General features: G+C 70.0%; 1 protein-coding gene. It reads right to left on the bottom strand.

The features are described from left to right. Window positions 1–169: 169 nt before the first annotated feature. A complete protein-coding gene (locus ACRDSQ_RS14125; RefSeq protein WP_431421518.1) occupies window positions 170–1,486 on the bottom strand; it encodes an IS4 family transposase in 1,317 nt (438 codons plus the stop codon). Window positions 1,487–1,591: the final 105 nt, after the last annotated feature.

Below are 1,591 nucleotides of genomic sequence, written 5' to 3'. Positions count from 1 at the left end.
CGTGGCTGGTGCTCGGTGGCGGATGCTGGCGGGCTCGCCGGGTTTCTTTACTCGGTAGCTGTTGTGTCGGGCGCGTTTGACCGCGCGCGGGCAGGTGCGTTCACGTCGTGGTGGGATGAGCAGTGTCGCGATGTGGGTCAGGTGGACCGGGAGGCGATCGGCCCAGTCCTCAGGGGGGGATGTCCGCCGTTCCGGTGGCGGTGCGGCGGATCAGGCGCAGGGCCTTGGCGAAGGAGATCGAGTCCGGGTCGAGGTCGGCGGCCGCGGAGGCGTGCGCGGTGAGCGTGCTGATCGCGTGGTGGACGATCAGGTAGGCCCAGATCTCTTGGTGGACCAGGTCGGGCAGTCGCGAGCGCAGCACCCGTCCGGGGCCGCGTAGGTGGGTCTTGAGCTGGTCGTTCGCGGTCTCCTCCTCCCATCGCTGGTGGTAGGCGGCGGCCAGTTCGTCGGCTCGTGCCCCGTCGGGCCCGTCGGGGTCGAGGATGGTGGACAGCACGACGATCAACTCGCCGGTGCCGTTGCCGACCCGGTCGGGCACGTCGTACTCGATGACTCTGGCCAGGTGGATGACGGGCAGTCCGCGCTGGTCGAACGCCTCGGGGACGACGCCCGAGTCGGTGAGGTCCTCGCGGTTGCGGGCGGCGGCCAGCAGGCGCTCGCGGCGGCGCCCGCGAATCGACGGCGCGATCAGTGCGGTGAGGTAGGTCCCGTCGGGCAGCACCCGCACGACCGGCAGGTCGAGCTGGGTCGGGGCCCGCCACAGCAACGCCGCGCCCGTGGCCTGCGCGGTGTCCCACGCCTGCCAGGAGTAGAAGCCCCGGTCCGCGGTCAACAGCTCATCGGCGCGCAGCCGCGCATACAGCCGCTGCGCCAGGGTCCTCTCCCCGACGTTGTAGGCGGCCACCTCGGCGGCCACGAAGGCGTGGGTGCCGCACTCGGCCAACGCGACCACCCGCGCTTTGGGGAACGCCGAGCGGTTGTCCCCGGACCCGGCGTAGCCGAACTCGGCCGCGTTCTCCTTGCTGTCGGGCACGTCGAGCTCGAACCCATCGATCGCCAACAGCCGCCACCGGCGCAGGAACGACCCGCGCGCGGTCCCCAACGCCACGGCCCCAGCGCTCACACCGGCCTTGCCGGCGACCGGGCCACAGGTGCGTTCGAACAGCTCCGGGAACACGTTGCGGCCCAACCGTTTCCGGGCCTGAGTGATCGCCGAGGCGGTCGGCGCCGTCCAAGCCGCGTTCCAGCAGCCCCACCGGTCCAACGACCCGGTGACCCTGGTCGCGACCTCCTCGTAGTCATCCTCAGGAAACAGGCACAACGCCAACGTCAGATACGTGATCACATGCGCAGGCAGCTTGGCATCCGAGCGTTTCTCCCGAACCCCGCACACCGCGACCGCCTCATCGACCGCATCCCGCGACACCGCCGCGACCAGCACCCCCAGCGACACCTGATCCGGCCGCACCACCACACCTTCACCCATGACTGGCGACCGTGCCAGCCACCGAGCCACAAGGGATCACGCCACGCCGACCCGATCAACAACGACCAGGTCAACAACTTGATCAACTTACGCTACGTGGCATTG

Source organism: Actinokineospora sp. (assembly GCF_050699995.1).
Classification (GTDB): Bacteria; Actinomycetota; Actinomycetes; order Mycobacteriales; family Pseudonocardiaceae; genus Actinokineospora.
The sequence above is the reverse complement of the archived record's forward strand: the minus strand, read 5'-3'. Positions and strand labels throughout refer to the sequence as shown.